At 60.4% G+C, this 16980-nt stretch carries 13 protein-coding genes; 7 read left to right on the forward strand and 6 right to left on the reverse strand.

The features are described 5' to 3' along the window. Positions 1-138: 138 nt before the first annotated feature. The 3 genes from L0U80_RS19035 (at position 139) to L0U80_RS19045 (ending at position 3933) form a co-directional block, all read left to right on the forward strand. Positions 139-432, forward strand: a complete 294-nt coding sequence (locus L0U80_RS19035; protein ID WP_233868423.1) for a hypothetical protein — start codon at positions 139-141, stop codon at positions 430-432. Then, entirely contained in the window at positions 426-2585 is a 2160-nt protein-coding gene (locus tag L0U80_RS19040; protein ID WP_233868424.1) for an EAL domain-containing protein, read from the forward strand. Before L0U80_RS19035 ends, L0U80_RS19040 begins: the two co-directional genes overlap by 7 nt. Before the next feature lie 178 nt (positions 2586-2763). Then, complete coding sequence (locus tag L0U80_RS19045) at positions 2764-3933, forward strand: GGDEF domain-containing protein (protein WP_233868426.1); 1170 nt, start codon at positions 2764-2766, stop codon at positions 3931-3933. Between the two features lie 296 nt (positions 3934-4229). Here the strand turns inward: L0U80_RS19045 and L0U80_RS19050 are convergent, their stop codons facing one another. Further along, positions 4230-4922 (reverse strand): response regulator, encoded by a 693-nt coding sequence (locus L0U80_RS19050; protein WP_233868428.1) that lies wholly within the window; start codon positions 4920-4922, stop codon positions 4230-4232. A 783-nt stretch (positions 4923-5705) separates the two neighbouring features. On the opposite strand from L0U80_RS19050, the gene L0U80_RS19055 reads away from it, so the two are divergent. After that, positions 5706-9038, forward strand: a complete 3333-nt coding sequence (locus L0U80_RS19055) for a response regulator (RefSeq protein ID WP_233868430.1) — start codon at positions 5706-5708, stop codon at positions 9036-9038. 121 nt (positions 9039-9159) lie between these two features. Here the strand turns inward: L0U80_RS19055 and L0U80_RS19060 are convergent, their stop codons facing one another. After that, positions 9160-11553: a DNA polymerase II gene (locus tag L0U80_RS19060; protein WP_233868432.1), complete on the reverse strand. Its 2394-nt coding sequence runs from the start codon at positions 11551-11553 to the stop codon at positions 9160-9162. A gap of 403 nt (positions 11554-11956) precedes the next feature. On the opposite strand from L0U80_RS19060, the gene L0U80_RS19065 reads away from it, so the two are divergent. Beyond that, the gene (locus L0U80_RS19065; RefSeq protein ID WP_233868434.1) at positions 11957-13534 is read left to right on the forward strand and encodes a methyl-accepting chemotaxis protein; all 1578 of its coding nucleotides are present in this window, start codon (positions 11957-11959) and stop codon (positions 13532-13534) included. A gap of 138 nt (positions 13535-13672) precedes the next feature. Here L0U80_RS19065 and L0U80_RS19070 read toward each other — a convergent pair whose 3' ends face one another. Further along, positions 13673-14029, reverse strand: coding sequence for a DUF4148 domain-containing protein (locus L0U80_RS19070; protein WP_233868436.1), 357 nt, complete (start codon positions 14027-14029; stop codon positions 13673-13675). 96 nt (positions 14030-14125) lie between these two features. Next, the gene (locus L0U80_RS19075; protein ID WP_233868438.1) at positions 14126-14422 is read right to left on the reverse strand and encodes a DUF4148 domain-containing protein; all 297 of its coding nucleotides are present in this window, start codon (positions 14420-14422) and stop codon (positions 14126-14128) included. 275 nt (positions 14423-14697) lie between these two features. Between L0U80_RS19075 and L0U80_RS19080 the strand changes: the two genes are divergently transcribed. Continuing rightward, positions 14698-15099, forward strand: a complete 402-nt coding sequence (locus L0U80_RS19080) for a cupin domain-containing protein (RefSeq protein WP_233868440.1) — start codon at positions 14698-14700, stop codon at positions 15097-15099. Between the two features lie 120 nt (positions 15100-15219). Here the strand turns inward: L0U80_RS19080 and L0U80_RS19085 are convergent, their stop codons facing one another. Both L0U80_RS19085 and L0U80_RS19090 read right to left on the reverse strand, forming a co-directional pair. Next, a complete protein-coding gene (locus L0U80_RS19085) occupies positions 15220-15453 on the reverse strand; it encodes a hypothetical protein (RefSeq protein WP_233868442.1) in 234 nt (77 codons plus the stop codon). A gap of 171 nt (positions 15454-15624) precedes the next feature. Next, entirely contained in the window at positions 15625-15810 is a 186-nt protein-coding gene (locus tag L0U80_RS19090; RefSeq protein ID WP_233868444.1) for a hypothetical protein, read from the reverse strand. 597 nt (positions 15811-16407) lie between these two features. Here L0U80_RS19090 and L0U80_RS19095 point away from each other — a divergent pair. After that, the gene (locus tag L0U80_RS19095) at positions 16408-16932 is read left to right on the forward strand and encodes a GlcG/HbpS family heme-binding protein (RefSeq protein WP_233868447.1); all 525 of its coding nucleotides are present in this window, start codon (positions 16408-16410) and stop codon (positions 16930-16932) included. The last annotated feature ends 48 nt before the right edge of the window (positions 16933-16980 follow it).

A 16980-nucleotide genomic window follows, 5' to 3' on the forward strand; every position in this document is an offset into this window, starting at 1 on the left:
TGTCGCATGGAATATTTGCCGTTCAAGAAATGCGAAGGCGAGTGTTATCTTACGCATATGTCAGCAGCATGAATTTCCGGCTGCTGAAGCGTCAAATGGTGCTGCCACTTCGCCGGTTTCAGGCTGGAGTTCGCGAGATTGCGGCTGCACGAGATGGTCACTCAAGTGCGCCGCGTTTCCGAGCCAATTACTAAAAGAACCATGAAGCTGTCGTTTGCGCAAAAGCTCTTCTTGCCTCTGGTGGCGATGCCCTCGATAGAACCGGCGACGAATGGGGATAACGTCGGTCACTTCGATGCTCCGGGCGACGTGCACCTCTTCCAGAAATTTGTCACTTTCGTCGAGCGAGACCGAAGCGGTCTTGCATCGCGGTTTTTCCTGCGCGCGAACGTGAACATGGGTCTGATTCGGGAGGAAGCGCGGCGATGCTGAACCACGTTTTTCCTTCCGTTCACGGCGGTGACGCGCCGCATGAAGCGGCGCAGCTTTACGGCCCGATGTGGGCAGCGACGCTCGCCTCTTTAAGCAAGGCGATGCGGCATCACGCTGCTGACATCGAGAGCAGCTTTTACGAACAGCTGGTCCGGTTGCCGGGATCGAAGCACATCGTAGATGCGCTCTCGGCGCCGGAAATCGAGCGTCTCAAGTCGCGACAGACCGAGTATCTGAGCGCCCTTGTCGCGCCGGATCTGACCGCGGAGGCACACCGGGCGATGGCGCTGCGGGCCGGCCGCATCCATGCCGCGATGGGGATAGACCCGGAAGACCTGATCCGTATTCGCGAAATATTGTTCGAGGCCCTTCACCGATACGTTGATGCGACCGCGCACGGGGAAGCAGTGAGGGTGTTCGCGCGCAGGCTCACCCGCGACCTGGCCTGGCAGGCAGAGGCATCGCAAAACCTCCAGAACGCGCGCCAGAATGTGTTGGTGCGCATCACCAGACTCGCGTGGGAAATAGACAGCTATACCGACCTGATCGGAAACGTCGTCGATATTCTCAGTGCGCACGATGAAGTGGCCGCCTGCTCGGTGGGGCGGCCGGACAGCCGGGGCGTATTCCGGTTCGAGGCCGCCTCGAAGAATATCGCGAAATTTCTCGCCGATCTCGAGCGTTCCGAAGAACTGCACATCACGACTACGGGCGATGGTCCGCGCAGTCAAGGTGCGATTGGCCGGGCGTGGCGCAGCGGGAAGCCGGAACACCTCCTCAATTTTCGGACGGACCCGCTAGGAGCGCTTTGGAAGGACGTCGTATTGAGTGAAGGCCTTCGCTCCGTCGTTGCGATTCCGCTGAGTCAGCCGGGCTGCGCACCGATGGCCGTTCTGACTTTATACAGCGCATTTCCAGGCGGATATGCAGGCGCTGAACAGCGAGCCTTTATCGAACTTTTGCAGACGCTTTTGGCGTTCGCCGTTGCGCGATTTGAAAATCAGGAAGGGGGAAGCCGGACCGTGCCATTAGCGACACGGAAAAACTGGGCGACGTTGCTCAGATCGGACGCGCTGCAAATGCATTATCAGCCGCTGCTGGACCTCAAAACAGGTCGGGTCACCAAAGTCGAAGCACTTGCCCGCCTGAAGGACGGCGATCGGCTTTTGACACCCGCCGAATTTTTTCCGGCGTTCTCCTCGGATGATTTTTTCGAACTGTATGTGCGGGGGCTTGGACAGGCACTGTCGCACCGGCAACTCTGGCTGCAAAGCGGAATCGACCTTGGGGTGTCCGTCAATCTGCCGCCCAGTGCATTGAGCGATAGCCGCTATTTCGAAGCCACGCAGCAGGCCATGAGTCAATTTGCGTGCGATCCAGGCACGTTGACGCTGGAAATGCTGGAAACAGATGCGCTTCTGTCCGGCGTGGACGGATCGAAAGAATTGGCGAAATTCAAGGCACTGGGCATCAACCTGGCCGAAGACGATCTGGGTTCAGGGCACAGCAGCCTGCACCGCTTGCGCGAGTTGCCGTTCGACTGGATCAAGATCGACCGGAGCATTGTGAGTTTGCACGGCCCGGATGCGCTCGACGTATTGCGTTTTATCTATCAGTTGACTCGCCTGGGTCATTCGCTGGATAAACGCGTGATCGTCGAAGGGGTCGAGGGCACGGAACTGCTGGAAGCCATTGCGATTCTCGGTGCCGATGCCGCTCAAGGTTATGGAATCGCTCGCCCCATGCCGGCGCATCAGATCGTTGCGTGGATGGGTCACCAGCCGGGCTTGCCAGCCACGCTGAATGCGAATGGTCCTTTGGCAAAACTGGCCCGCCTGTTGATCCAGGAGGAGCGCTTGCATCTGATTTCCGAAGACCAGCCTGCTTTTGACCGGCTGGTGGACATCGTCAAGGCTGCCGCCGATGCACAAGTTCCCGCATGCGCGTCGCCTGCCACCCAGGATTCGCGTTGCCAGGCTTGTCTGTTGACGGCGTTCTTTGTCGAAACGGAGTCCGTTCGGAGCTGCGATTTTGCCGATTCGACGCTGGAAAAGGACTTTATCGCGGCCACGGTGCAACATGGGCTGTGCAGTGCGGATTACCGCCAGGCACGGCAGCGGTTGATCGAATCGATCATGTTCGGGGCCGTTTAATACGGATTGTCAATCGCGGTGCAGGGACGAGAGCTTGCGTGGGATGTGGGAGCCGTCGGCTCCAGCGCAGGAGTGTCGCGCTTTTTTGGGATAGTCGATGCCGTGATTGCAGCATCGGACAACAGCACGAAACCGCAAGCTCTTTAACGAAAGCCATCTACAGCATTTAATAAATCGTATGGTACGACTGACCGACCTCATTCCGGGTGAGCTGGAATATACCGAATACAACTGGTTGGTATCGCCTTATCGTCATCTGGGTTTCCTGACGCGGCGACGAGCAAGCACGATCGTCAATCGCGTTCGTTTGCTTGCGTTTCTGTTTGCCGTGCTCACGGCAGTTTGGAGCGGTGTCGACCTGATCGTCTTTCCATTCGATCTCTGGTTCAACCTGGCGTTGATTCGACTGGTTTCCAGCGCGGCATTCGCGAGCTTGTTGCTGTACAGCCCCAACGACGGCAACCTTTTCGGCGCTTATCGGGCGATGGCGCAGTTATTTGCGATTCCAACGGTTTTTTTTGTCGCCTCCTATCTGCTTCTCGGCCATTACCAGCTCACGGGATTGTCAGCGGCGATCAGTGTCGGTTATGCATTCCTGCCTTTTGTTCTGCTGGCAGGGCTGTCCATCTTTCCCCTGACAATGATCGAAACCATCTGCTTTTCTGCACCAATCCTGATTGCGCAGCTTATCGCCGGCTTGTTTCGCTGGACCGGCATGGACTGGCCATCGGTCGCAGGCGAATTCTGGTTGCTCGTGCTGATCTCCGGCGTGTCGGTTCTGGCAGGCATGAGCCAGTTGGGGTTCATGATCGGGCTGGTACGACAGGCAGTTCGGGATGCACTAACGGGCGTTTTTTCGCGCAGCGGCGGCGAGGAAGTGCTGGAGCTGCAGTTCAGCATCGCCTCTCGCAGCGGCGCAAAGCTCTCTGTCGCGTTCCTCGATCTCGATCATTTCAAGAGCATTAACGATCAGTACGGTCACGAAGCGGGTGACACGGTCCTCGTCAACATGGCCAGTATCGTTTCCCGCCATCTGCGTCGTAGTGATGTGCTGGTACGCTGGGGCGGTGAGGAATTTCTGGTGATCATGCCCGACACCAGCGTGGCGCATGCGCAAGCAGCGCTGGTGCGACTGCTCAAGACCGGTTTTGGCGTGACGCCCCGCAACACTCCGGTAACGGCCAGCATTGGCGTGGCCGAGCTAACGGTCGACAAGGCCAGCGACTGGAAGTCACTGCTCGAGATCGCCGATCAGCGGATGTATCGTGCGAAACAAAATGGTCGCGCCCAGATTTGCGGATACGACGAAAAGGTTCGAGTAGAGCGGGCGGAACTGGCGCTGCAATAGGCAGAAAAAAGCGCGTGCCCGGGTCTGAGCCCGCAAGGGGCGAGCCTCCCCGTGCATCGATCTGAGGACGGGCGTGAACATGAAGATGTCGCGTGCTGCAAGCGGCTCGTGTTAATTCGTCATGCGCACGGCTGATAAAGATCGCTCCGCCACCGTAGACCCGCACGTAAAAATACGGCGAGTGATCGAAAGCGGATTCGCAGGACACGTCCTGGGCATTGGAAACAACCGGTGATTCGATCGCCAGTGCTATGAAAACCAGGTGTGACGACGAGAGCAGGCAATTGGGAAAATTATCAGCTCACGTCGCCGGTCGCGTGTTCATCTGAAGCCGGGGCGCTTCCTGTTCCGCCGAGTCCCGTTTCCCACGCATAGCGAAACAGTTCAGCATCACGCTCGATGCCGAGCTTGCGCATGGCAGTGACCTTTTGGGAACTGATGGTCTGCTTGCTGCGATTGAGCTTCTTCGCAATTTCGCCGATCGACATGCCGGAGACGTACAGCCTGATCACTTCGACTTCGCGCTTCGACAGTTCTGTGCGTTCGCCGGTGGCGCCGCTCGACGGCTTTACCGGCAGGTTCTGACGAATACCTTCATTCGGGAAATAGAGCGCGTGCGCATAGACGGCGTGAATCGCGGAGATCAGCCGGTCGAGGTCATCGGACTTGTTGATGTACGAATGCACGCCGAGCCGCGCGACTTCCCGCACGATGGCCGGGTTGTCGACGGTCGTGAATACGACGATTTTCAGATCGGGGTATCGCCGGCGCAGATAGGAGAACAGGCCCATGCCGTCACCATAAGCGCCATTCGGCATCGCGTAGTCGGTCACGAGGACATCGCACGGAACCGTTTCGAGCAGCGCGACGATCTCGCTCGAATTCTGCGCTGTGCCGGTAACCTTGATCGTGCTGACGGAATCAAGCGCGTACTTCACACCAGCGACGAGAGCGGGATGGTCGTCAGCAAGTACGACGTTGATTTGCATTACAGGTCCTTCTATGGGCATTCCGCATAATCATATTGAGACAAGTATAGCGGTTGCCCCAGCCGAAATCACGATAAGCACCCGGATTTAACGTTAGTTAACCTACGGAAATTGCCTTTCTGCAAAATATATATTGACAGTATCCGTGCCGGGCATGAATGGAACGGAAAGCCAAATGGCGTCCGGTCCTTGCGTTCTATTTATTGAGTGAAAGATGTACGGTCTGTGATGGTGTGTGAGGGGTTGTTGCCTTCAGGTGCATCCGCCGCCTGGTGGGCTTATTTTGTTGCGACACCACTCGCGCCGATTCGATAAGCGAACTGGCCTCTCTAATTTCGTTATTTCCCGATAAATCTCGCGGGTTCTGGCTTTCGGAATGGGGGGACGGCCGCGGATAGCGACGAGAATGTGCGTTCAGCGTACGCCGACGTCGATCAGACGGGCTGGCACTCAGACGTTTCAGCGTGTCGTGGTTAGCTGAGTGTTGTGGTCAGCTTGATTACGGGCGTTCTCGATATGTTGAAACGCCTGGACGTCGATGGCATGAAATCGACGAAGATCAGTACCCCACGGCGGCCATCGGTTCGCTCTGTCCCCCGGAGCGATCAGTAGCCGCGCTGTCGTGATGCGCATGCGACTTTAAGCGGCTCGATTCCGTTGTGGATTAGGACGTGTCCTAATTATCATTAAAACATATAGGACATGTCTGATTTATGGGCTTTGCTATTCCGTAACTGCTTAAAATCGCGTCCGTCGATCCACGAGGGAATGGGGAACAAGAGCATGCCGTCCACGCCATTGGGCCGTCTGCGGCGTTATCAGGACTTGCTGCTGCTGGGCGGCGGCGTCGTGATCACGTTCGTGGCGTTCCTGACGTTTTCAGTCACGTGCGTCTACGCGCTGCGCCAGTATGCGGCGGAGCAACGCCAGGCCCTCGTGGACCACCGGGGCCAGGTCGTGACAGTGACGCGCGCAGCCCAAACGGCACTGCGTCGCACCGTCAGCTTTTTCGAGCTGTCCTGGCCGACCATGCCGCAAGCCGATCGCACCCTCTATGACGCGTTTCGGCGCAACGGCAACCAGATCTTCATCGAAGGCCCGGGGCTGGGGGGCGGTGTGTATTTTGCGGCGTCGGAGCATGCCGTCGAAAACACGTCAGTCGTGCGCCAATATCTCTCGCTCGCGCGTCAGTTCGCGTTGAGTAACGCGTCGGCGACGTCCGCCACCAACATGGAGTTCGCCGGCTACGTCTACACCCCGGATGAGGAACTGATCATCATGCCGGCGTCGGTCATGAAATCGAATACCCAGCCTCGCGTGAGCGAACTCATCGACGCGCTGAGGATCGACTTCGCGAAGCTTGCGGCGCACGACCAGCGTAGTCCGGGCGACTTCCGTCCCGCGGTGCACTGGCTGCCGCCGTTCACTGACCCGCTTTCCGGTCAGAAGCGCTTGCGTCTCGTGGCACAGGCGGCGAGCCAGGGCCAGCCTTTCGCGGCGATCGTGATCGAATACGATCCGCAGACCTTTCTGCGACCGCTTACCGATCGCGGGAACGACATCTACCAGCTCGTAGCCGCCGACGGGCGGGTTATCGCGAGCACAGGGATTGGCGCCGACGACCATCGCCTCGCGCAAGTGGCCTTTGGGCAGCAAGCGCGGCACCCATTGTTTTTCGGCAGTGATGTGAGCTTTGGCAACGACTATTTCGTGATGAAAGAGTCGATTCCCGGCACGGACTGGACACTCCTCAGTGCGTTTTCGTGGCGCGATATCGTGGCCGCGATCGCGCCCCAGGTCGGCACGGCTGCGGCGGCGACGGCGGTGATGCTCGCTGTCGTGTGGACGCTGCTGCTCGTGTTTCGCGGTCGAATCTTCGCGCCCTTGCTCAAATACGCCGCGCGCGTATTCGAAAGTGAGCACCTGAGCCGCACGGTGGTTCATACGGTTCCCGTCGGCCTTGCGCTGGTATCGCGCGAGACCGGCGAGTGGCTGCTGGAAAGCCCGTACATACAGGAAATAGCGTCGCATGTCGTGGGGGAGTCGAAGGCGCTCGCCGATGCATTATTAGGCTGCTACGACACGTTCGAGCACGATCATCCGTCAAGCGCGCCGGCCGGCGTGATGCGTCACGACCTCATCTTTCCCACGCACAATGGCGGCCGGATCGAACTTGCGTGCAGTGCCTCGCAGGCGCGTTTCAATGGCATCGACGTGCTGGTGGCGGTCTTCATAGACGTAACGGAGAGGCGCCGCCTGCAGCGCGAACTCAACGCGGCCATGGTGGCGGCGGACTCTGCAAATCAGGCCAAGTCGGCGTTTCTTGCCGCCATGAGCCACGAAATTCGCACGCCGCTCAATGCGATCCTGGGTAACCTCGAATTGCTCGCGAACTCGCCCTTGACGCCTGTGCAGCGCGACCGTCTCACGACGGTTCGGACCGCATCGGACGGTCTGCTCGCCGTGGTCAGTGACATTCTCGACTTCTCGAAGATCGAGGCCGGCGAGATGGCGCTTGAGCATATCGAGTTCAACGTACTCGAGGTGATCGAGCGTGTGCTGGAGATTTTTGAGCCGCTCGCGAGCGCGCGGGGGCTCAGCCTCTACGCGCGGCTCGGCGTCGCAACTTCGCAGACGATGCGCGGTGACCCCACGCGCGTGGCTCAGGTTCTCAACAATCTGTTAAGCAATGCGATCAAATTCACCGAGCATGGCGCCATTACCGTGATCGCGAATGTCGAGCCCGCGGCAGTCGACAAACATCGGCTCGTTCTCGCGGTCGTCGATACCGGCATCGGCATTTCGCCGCAGCAACGGGATCAGCTTTTCAAGGCATTTTCGCAGCTCGATGTCTCGATCAACCGGCGCTTTGGCGGCACGGGGCTTGGGCTCGCGTTGTGCCAGCGGATCGTTCGCGCCATGAATGGGCGCATCGGTGTGTCGAGCACGCTCCACGCCGGCAGCCGCTTCACGGTGCAGTTGCCGCTCGGCGACGGCATCGCGGTGCACAGCGACGCTCGCATAACCGACGGGGCGCGCGTGCTGTTTCTGAGTTCGGCGCAGGAGTGGTGCGACTTTGCAGTTGGGCATCTCGAACGGTGGGGCGCGCAGGTGACCGTGTACCGGCATCCGGCGGCCATCACGGAGGCGGACCTCGAATTGGCCGCCGCGCTGGTGATCTGGGGCACGCGCGAGCAATGGCGGCCCGACGACGAAAATCGCCTCGTCGAGAGTGCGTGCTACGTCGTCGATGGCTATCCGGATGGTCCGGGCGTTGCCGTTCGCACGGGAAAGATCGTGAGCGTGTCGTGTCTGAGTCTGACCGGGCTGGCGGCCGGCATGCGCGCGACCTTGCTGGGCGAAACCTTGCCCACGTCGCTGGCGGCGGTGAGCCGCCTGCCGCGCACGTACACGTCGGCGCTCACGCGCGGTCTCAAGGTGCTGGTGGCCGAGGACAACGCGGCGAACCGGATGCTGCTGACCGAGCAACTCACGACGCTCGGCTGCGAGGTCGCGGCCGCGCCGAACGGCCGCCAGGCGCTCAACCTGGTGGACGATGATGACTGGGACGTTCTGCTCACCGACCTGAACATGCCCGGCATGAGTGGCTATCAGTTGGCCGAGGCCGTGCGCAAACTAAAACCGGACTTGCGGATTATCGCGGTCACCGCGCACGCCACAAAAGAAGAGCATCAGCGCTGCACAGCGGCTGGCATGGATCAGGTGATCACCAAGCCGGTTTCACTGCAGCAGCTCAACGATCTGATGGAGTCGATCGCGGCGGCCAAGGGTGTGAAGCTCGCAAGTGTCACGAGTGCGGCCGACGCGATGTTCCGCGGCGGCGCCATACCCAAGCCGCTCTGGGACACGTTCCTGAAATCGACTGCAGACGGCCTGTCGGCCATGGAGGCTGCTCAGGCGGTGGGCGATGTGGCGGGCACACTCGCACAGCTTCATTCCATGCGCGGCGCACTGGCGGTGTTCGGGCAGGCGTCGCTTGCGGCCGATTGCGCCCGCCTGGAAGCCGAAATCAAGCGGGACATGAGCGCGCCCTTGCCGGACGAGTTGAAGGTGCTCAAGCGTGCCTTGCAGGACTTGCTCAACGCGCAGGTGTAGGGAGCCGGTGCGATTTCGATGGCGATGAGGGTGGCGGCGCGTTACGGCCGGTATTCCCGGAAAAGGCACGCGGAACACGCAAAATGAGGCGCTAGCGCGCTGGTATCGCAATCGGCTTCTTTCAGTCCGGTGCGTGCGTCGAGCCGGTCTGGAACAGACTTCCCTGACCTGAAGTCACGGTTTCGAAGTCGTCGTCGAGGAACGCAAGGATTGCGTCCGCCACGGGCTGCAGTTGCCGGGTCAGATAGAACCCGTAGTCGATCGGCGACTGCAGCGTTTCCAGCGGTTCCGGCCCGCCGGACGTCATGACATAGCTGATCCACCCGCCGTTCTGGTACTGAAGCGGACGTCCCTTTTCGCGGTTGAACTCGTCGGCGCGGCGCGCGGCGCGCACGTGGGGGCCGACGTTGCGCTGGTATTCACTGAGCGGCCGACGCAGCCGCTTGCGATAGACGAGCTGGTCATCCAGTTCGCCGGCGAGCGTGCGCCGCACGTAATCGCGGATGTAGTCGGCGTAGGGCTGGCGGTTGAAGACAAGGCCGTACAGCTCTCTCTGAAACACCTGCGCAAGCGGTGTCCAGTCGGTGCGAACCGTTTCCAGTCCCTTGAAGACGAGCTCGTCGCGCCCGTCTGCCGCGAGGCTGACGCCGGCGTAGCGCTTCTTGCTGCCTTCCTCCATGCCGCGCACGGTCGGCATGAGAAAGCGCCGATAGTGTCTTTCGTATTGCAGTTCCAGCGCGCTGTCGAGGCCGAAGCGGCTCTGCAGATGTTGCTTCCACCAGCCGTTGATGTGCTCGACGAGCGCGCGACCTTTGCGGATCGCGTCGTCTTCGGCGTGCGGACCCTTGAGCCAGACGAACGTCGAATCCGTATCGCCGTAGATCACGTCGTAGCCCTGTGCCTCGATGAGTTCGCGTGTCCGATGCATGATTTCGTGGCCGCGCATCGTGATCGAGGACGCGAGCCTCGGGTCGAAGAACCGGCAGCCGGTGGAGCCCAGCACGCCGTAGAACGAATTCATGATGATCTTCAGCGCCTGGGACAGCGGCTTGTTGTTGTGGCGCTTCGCGCTCTCGCGTTCCTCCCAGACCTGACGCACGATCGCCGGCAGGCAATGCGCGGTGCGGGAAAATCGCGCGCCGAGAAAACCGGGCACCGACTGGTCGTCGCCGGGCGTGCGCATTCCTTCGATCAGCCCGACCGGATCAATCAGAAACGTGCGGATGATGGACGGGTACAGGCTCTTGTAATCGAGCACGAGCACCGAATCGTAGATGCCGGGTCGCGAGTCCATGACGAAGCCGCCCGGACTTGGCTGGCCGACTACATCGCCGAGATTGGGCGCGACATAGCCGAGGCGGTGCATCCTCGGCAGATAGAGATGGGTGAACGCCGCGACCGATCCGCCACTACGGTCTGCCTGCAAGCCCGTGACCGTGGCGCGTTCCAGCAGGAACGACAGCAGTTCGGTCTTTTCGAAAATACGTGAAACGAGTTCGCAGTCCTTAAGGTTGTAGCGGGCGAGGGCGGGTTTGTCTTCATCGAAGCGCCGCTGGATTTCGTCCATGCGCTGATAAGGATTGTCGACCGCCTTGCCTTCGCCCAGCAATGCCTGGGCGACGTATTCGAGGCTGAACGACGGAAAACTCCATGTCGCGGATCGCAGCGCTTCAATGCCGTCGATGATGAGCCGCCCCGGCGCCGACGCGAAGAAGTGGTTTTGTGTCTGGCCGTGCTCGCGCCATTCGAGTTCGCTGCCGCCGCGGCCAAGACGCAGCGGCACGCCGAGCTGTTCCGCGTGCCCGCGCAGAATGCGCAGATCGAACTGAACCAGGTTCCAGCCTATGATGGCGTCCGGATCGTGGCGCGCCATCCACTCGTTCAGGCGTTCGAGCATTGCGGCGCGACTTGCACAATATTCGAGTTGAAAGTCGATCTGCCGGTCGTCGTTATTCGCCGGGCCGAGCATATAGACCTGCCGCTCACCGCAGCCTTCGAGCGCGATCGAATACAACTCGCCGCCCGCACTCGTTTCGATGTCGAGGGACACGAGTCGGAGCGTTGGACGATAGTCACGGTCAGGCTTCATTTCGCCGTTGCGTAGCAGACCGGTTTCATCGGGTTCGCCTCTAAACGAAACCGGCGCCGTGATGAAACGCTCCATCAAGTAACGATCGGGCGGGAACACGTCTGCTTCGTAGACATCGACGCCGGTTTTGCGCAGACGCTTCACAAGGCCAAGCAATTGCCGATACTGGGCGCAGTAAACACCGAGCACCGGCCGTTGCTGAAAATCGGTCAATTCGAGCGCGCGCGTTTTTATCCGTGCCTCCGCGTTCAACACCGCCTGCGCACGTGGCGTTTGTTCACTCGCGATAAAACAGACCGATTCCTGCGGACGCAACCGGACCTGGCGCGGCCCGTCGTCGGTAGCCAGCCAGAATTCCACTTCGGTGTGGGTGGGCGTGTCGCGCCAATGGCGGGTGAGAATGAAACCCTGTTGAAACCCGGTCAAGAAAACAACCTCGTAGGCAGTGCTTTTGCCAGATTCTAGCGCGCAAGGGCTCGTTGAAGGGGAGCGAAAGGCAGCCTTTCCAGCAGCTATAACCTGAAAATATTAGAAAAACAGTTATTTCCACTGCTGCCTCTGCACTAGCATGGCCCAGAAGACAAATAATTGCGGCGGCGCGGCATCGCGTGAAAAGACGCCGACTTCGACCACTCGGGGGCAACGATGAGAACCGGCGCTATAAGCAGGCATTCCGTTATACCGAAGACAACGAGCAGAGTCGTCCACGCCCGCACTCGTCGCGGGCACTGAATCTCACCGGGTTTCCCGCGTAATTCACACTTGCACCCGGCCGCGCAGGTCGTCAAACAGCGCGCTCGGGTTCGATGCTCCTGCTACCAATAACAACATGGCTCAAACCTCCGTTACCGCCCGGCTTGCGCTGGGTTTTGGCACCGTGCTCGCGCTGCTCGTCATATTTTCCCTCGTCGGCATGGCCGGCATGGCGAACATGCGCGGCCGGCTCGACGAAGTAGTGCTCGTGCACGACGCGAAAATCACCCAGGCGACCAACTTGCGCGGCGCGGTCAGTGGTATCGCCATTGCGATACGCAATATGGCCGTGATGACGAAAGAGAGCGACGTGGCTGGCGAGCAGGCGGCCATCAAGGCGCTCGAAGCGGCCTACGCGGAGAACTATCAGGCGTTGGGGCACCTGTTGGACGCTTCGCCGTTGACCACTGACGAAGAGCGTCGTCTCTTCGAAACGCTCAAGCGAGAAGAGGCAGAGACATTGCCGCTAGTCGAGAAAGAGGTGGTCAACTGGGCGCTCGCGAATGATCAGGACGCGGCGTTGAAGGTGCTGATCAACGAAGTTCGCCCGAAGCAGGTTGAGTGGCTCGCGACGCTCGACGCGTTGCTCACGCTCGAACAGGGCCGTGCGCAAGTGGCTGCGAAGGACGCCGCGACGACGTGGTCGCGATTCGCCGTCATCACGGTGGTGGCGGTGGTGGCCGCGTTGCTTGCCGGCATCGCGGCGGCAGTCCTCATCACGCGCAGCATTCTGCGGCAGCTTGGGGCGGATCCTGCCGAGGCACAGCGCCTCGCGGGAGAAATCGCCGGCGGGAATCTTGCCGCGTCGGCGAATCTACGCGCGGGCGACAGACACAGCCTGATGGCTTCGCTCGAATCCATGCGTGTGCAACTGATGTCGATCGTCTCGCAGATCAAGACATCGGCGGAAACCATTGCGGTGCGCGCGGGCGAGATCGCGGGGGGCAACATCGACCTCGCACAGCGCACCGAGGAGCAGGCGGCGTCGCTTCAACAAGCGGCCGCAAGCATGGCGGAACTGACTTCGACGGTCGCGCAGAATTCCGACGACGCCATGCAGGCCCACGTCGTGGCCGACGCAGCTTCGCAGGCTGCCGTTCAGGGCGGACAGGTCGTCGGGCGCGTCGTGACCACGATGGCGGATATTGCTGGCAGTTCGGCGCGCGTGGCGGACATCATCGGCGTGATCGAGGGCATTGCGTTCCAGACGAACATTCTGGCGCTGAACGCGGCCGTTGAGGCGGCGCGTGCAGGTGCGCAAGGGCGTGGTTTCGCGGTCGTGGCGAGCGAAGTGCGCACGCTGGCACAGCGTAGCGCGGACGCAGCCAAAGAGGTCCGGGCGTTGATCGGCGAATCGGCGCGTCACGTGGAAGCCGGTTCGAAGTTTGTCGCTGACGCGGGCGGGTCGATAGAGGAGCTCGTTCGATCGGTACACGAATTGAATGGCTTCATGAACAAGATCGCGCTTGCGTCGGGCGCACAGAAGGCCGATATCGAACAGGTCAATCGCGCCGTCGCGGAGATGGACAAGGCTACGCAACGGAACGCCTCGCTCGTGGAGCAGGTGGCCGGTGCCGCACAGACGCTGGCGGGCGGCGCGACGGGACTGCGCGAAGCGGTGGCCGTCTTTACGATTGCTGGGGTAGACGCGTAGCAGAAGAGCAACCGGCAAGCCGGGGAACTGCATCGGCGCTTCTCCCATGCGCCCGGATCAGGACGACCGCCCCGGAAGGCGGGGCGGCGTGCCTGAACGGTCGGCTGGCCTGATCCCGGCGCAAGGCGGGACACCGCTTCAGTTGCCGAAGTACAGCGTGCAGAAGCTCTCTGGACCGACGCACCGCGAACCATCAACGCGCGGCCCCTGCATCGGCGCGCCCGATTCCGACAAACTACCCGAGGTGACGCCGCCAACCGCACTCACGGCCTGTTGTGCGTCGGAGTGAGCGGCGACCTTTGCTTCCGCTGCCTGAACGTCGGTGGGATAGTTGGCGTCTTCTCCGCCAGCGATGTTGTAACCCGCCTGTTCGAGTTGAATCAGTTCGGCGCGCACCTGTGCACGGGTGATGGGTGCCGTGTTTGATTGCGCGAAAGACAGTGCGGGAGCGGCGATCGTGGAGAGCGCAAGCGTGAATGCAGCGAGTTTGTTCATGATATGGACTCCTTATATAAAGGATGGCATCGGGTACAACGAAATCGTTTGTACTCAGTTGCCGGAGTGGATCGTGTGAGTGTTGACGGGGTCGGCTCAGTTATCCTGTGCCGTGCGACGGGCGGTCTGGGCGAAGTCGCTGCGCGCTGCAATTGAAGCTGACAGGGTGGGGCCGTAGCCGTCGGCCTGTTTCGCTTGCGCGATTCGCTGTTGATGTGCCCGGATGACGTCGGGCCAGGACGCGTTGGCGACGAGTCGCGGCCCATTGGCTTCGGCTTCGACCAGTTGCTGGCGCACCTCGGCGCGGGACAAATTGTGCGCCGACGCGGCAGACGCGAAGCCTGCAGAGGCGAGGGCGATGTGGGCGGCGGACACTGCATTGCGGATACGCATGGGTAGCTCCTGAGAGGGTGAGCCGATCAATCGACGCGAGCGCGGTTCGCTGTTTCGGCTCGCTTCATGTGCGTATACATCCGCCGTTGAGGATCTATTCCAGCAGTTTTCCAGCAAATGTCTCTTGCCCGGATGCCGCGCGGTGTTGCGTTCCCTATCCGTGAGAGCTCCGGTCCGATTTTGCCGACGCCCGGTGGTGGCGCACGATCGTTCAGGACAGCGTGTTGCGGCAGGCGTAGTCTCCGCTCAATCGACCGATACACAAGGAGCCGGAAATGAGCGACATAGCCGGGCAGGCGAGCGCGTCGCGTGGGCAGCGCATGACGATCAACCTGCTGGACAAGATTGCACGCATTGACGCGCACTGGCAGCCGCGTGTGGTCGCCGAGATGAATGACTACCAGTTCAAGGTCGTTAAGCTCGAGGGTGACTTCGTCTGGCATCACCACGCCGATACGGACGAGACATTCATCGTGCTGCATGGCGAACTGCGCATCGACTTTCGTGACGGTTCGATCGAACTGCGTGCGGGAGAAATGGCGGTTGTGCCGAAGGGCGTGGAGCACAAGCCCTACGCAGCGCGCGAAGTGAAGTTGCTGTTGATCGAGCCGCGCGGTGTCCGCAATACCGGTGAAGAGGCCAACGAGCGGACTGCCGACAACGATATCTGGATTTGAGTGAGCGGCAAGACGTGCGCGAAAAAGAAGGCCCGCGAGGTCGCGGGCCGATCCATGCTCGGGTGACATGGCAGGAAAACACTTGGTGCGTGCGGTCTTCGCTGGAAAGGCCGCTACGTTTCAGGCCGCGGTGTACACCCCGGTGGGTACCGCGCTGGCCTGGATACGTTCAATCTGGGTCATTAACCGGTCGACAGCGTAGAACTGCGATCGCGAAAGACACGCGCGATCCAGCAGATTCAAAAGACGCTTATGCCAGTAGGCTGGGGGCAGGATCGGGATGCCACTGGCTGTCTGCATCGACGGCATCATCACGCGCGCGATGTGCGCTATTTCCTCATCGATGAGTGTCATAGGTGCCCCCGTGGCGCCAGCCCAGCTTTATATGGTGCACTGCATGTGTACCACTGTAGTCATTTCGAAAAAGGGGCGTAGCTATCAGAACGGATAGGGCGCACCGCGGGCTGCCGTGTTTGCGTCAAGCCCTTTTATAGCCACGGGGAAAATGCGGAAGACAACGCGAGCTTAATGGTGCCACCCGTGGCCATAGCCGCCGAATCCGACACCGATATCGACAGACGGCGCAGCGTAGTAGTACCCCGGCGCATATCCATACGCAGGAGCAGGCGCAGGCGCATAGGCGTACGGAGGCGCGATTACGCAACCCGCAAGGCCAGCGGCTAGTGCCATTGCACAGAAGAGTTTGATCATTGTGTTTCTCCAATGATCGTATTGTGTGCGTCCGTGGTTTTCACGTGCGCAACGATATGTGTCAAAGCGTTACTGATTGCTTGCTTGTCGGCGTGACGTACCGGTTCGGCTACGGTGCGCATCCGGCCATCGCACGATCGTGTAATCGGGTTCAATCAGCGCGGCCGTAGGTAATAGCCGTAATTCGGCGTAAATATCGAGCGCTTTTCTTTCAAACAAATAACGATTCTTTCAGCCGCGTCGTTTTTTAGCCTGCCCACTGAAAAGCTGTGCGATAGCTGTCGCGTGGGGTTTTCTTCCCTCGGTGGGCCTCGTAGCAAGTGGTATTTGAAAACGCTGGCGAAGGCACTGCCGTTTCAACTGCCAGCCGGATTGGGGACATCAGGCACCGCTGTATTCGTTGCGCAAGCGACAATTCCTTCGATGCGCATTCACGCGCTGGGCGGCTTTGACGCCAATGCTCCTGCAAGCGTGGGTCTCACGACACCAAATCTCCCTTGCCTGACGTCATTCGAAGCACTACGTTGTTGATCAACGGGCTCATAGTGTCAGATGGTCTACACGTACTTTCACGTCCACTAATGGGAGGGTAGTGCAATGCGATACATCGTCCAGTTAGCGTTGGCAGCATGCATCACCGTGGCAACGATCGCCGAAGCGCAGACGCCCGCGTCACAGCCGTCCGCGGGCGGTACACCCGACAAGATGCCCTTCGATATTCCCTACGGCACGCCAATTGGCGTCGACGCAGCAAAACGGCTGATTGCGGCTGCGGAAGCAGAGGCGAAGAAGCGCGACTGGAAAATGAACATCGCGGTGGTCGACTCGCATGGCGATCTCGTTGCGTTCGAGCGCATGGACGGGGCGCAACTTGGGTCGATTACGATATCGCAAAGGAAGGCGCGCACGTCTGCACAGTTCCGTCGCGAAACCCGGGTCTTCTTCAATCAGTTCGCGAGCGGACAGACTTATGTGGGTACGTTCGGCCCGGATATGGTGGCCTCGCCGGGAGGTTTTCCGCTAGTCGCCGGCGGGACAGTCGTTGGTGCGATCGGTTGCAGCGGTGGCACCGGGGACCAGGATGCCGCCGTGTGCAAGGCTGCCGCCGACACGTTCAAATAGTGCAGCGCCTGGTGATTTGCCGGGGCTGGTCGCCGTCCTGATTGAAAG

Source organism: Paraburkholderia adhaesiva (assembly GCF_021390575.1).
Lineage (GTDB): Bacteria > Pseudomonadota > Gammaproteobacteria > Burkholderiales > Burkholderiaceae > Paraburkholderia > Paraburkholderia adhaesiva.